This is a genomic window from Methylotenera oryzisoli, assembly GCF_004661485.1.
In the GTDB taxonomy this organism is placed as follows: domain Bacteria; phylum Pseudomonadota; class Gammaproteobacteria; order Burkholderiales; family Methylophilaceae; genus Methylotenera; species Methylotenera oryzisoli.
In genome coordinates, this window is record NZ_PQVH01000018.1 from 1 (window position 1) to 1191 (window position 1191).

General features: G+C 47.0%; 1 protein-coding gene. It reads left to right on the forward strand.

The window, feature by feature from the left end:
- The gene (gene tuf / locus C3Y98_RS12695; RefSeq protein WP_135279082.1) at positions 1–1191 is read left to right on the forward strand and encodes an elongation factor Tu; all 1191 of its coding nucleotides are present in this window, start codon (positions 1–3) and stop codon (positions 1189–1191) included.

Here is a 1191-nt window from a genome sequence, read left to right on the forward strand (position 1 = left end):
ATGGCAAAAGGTAAATTTGAGCGGACCAAGCCGCACGTTAACGTAGGTACGATTGGCCACGTTGACCATGGTAAGACAACATTGACAGCAGCGATCACCACTGTATTGACAAAGAAATACGGCGGCGAAGCAAAAGCGTACGACCAAATTGACGCAGCACCAGAAGAAAAAGCACGTGGCATTACCATTAACACAGCACACGTTGAGTACGAGACAGAAACACGTCACTACGCACACGTAGACTGCCCAGGCCACGCTGACTATGTTAAAAACATGATTACCGGTGCAGCACAAATGGACGGCGCAATCTTAGTATGTTCAGCAGCTGACGGCCCTATGCCACAAACACGTGAGCACATCCTGTTAGCACGTCAAGTTGGCGTACCATACATCGTAGTGTTCCTAAACAAAGCAGACATGGTAGATGATCCTGAGTTGTTAGAGTTGGTTGAAATGGAAGTACGTGATTTGTTAAGCAAATACGACTTCCCAGGCGACGACACACCAATCATCAAAGGTTCAGCTAAATTAGCTTTAGAAGGCGACCAATCTGAAATCGGCGAACCAGCAATCTTCCGCTTAGCAGAAGCGTTAGACAGCTACATCCCAATGCCAGAGCGCGCAATCGACGGCACATTCTTGATGCCAGTAGAAGACGTATTCTCAATCTCAGGCCGCGGTACAGTAGTAACAGGCCGTATTGAGCGTGGTATTGTTAAAGTGGGTGACGAGATTGAAATCGTTGGTATCAAAGACACCCTAAAAACAACATGTACAGGCGTGGAAATGTTCCGCAAACTGCTAGACCAAGGTCAAGCAGGCGACAACGTAGGTGTATTGCTACGTGGTACAAAACGTGAAGAAGTTGAACGTGGTCAAGTATTGGCAAAAGCTGGTTCTATCAAACCACACACAAAATTCACAGCAGAAATCTACGTGTTGGGTAAAGATGAAGGTGGTCGTCACACACCATTCTTCCAAGGTTACCGTCCACAATTCTACTTCCGTACCACAGACGTAACTGGCGCAGTTGAATTGCCAGAAGGTACAGAAATGGTTATGCCAGGCGACAACGTATCAATCACTGTTACATTGATTGCACCAATCGCGATGGAAGAAGGCTTGCGCTTCGCTATCCGTGAAGGTGGCCGTACTGTTGGTGCAGGTGTTGTAGCTAAGATTATCGAGTAA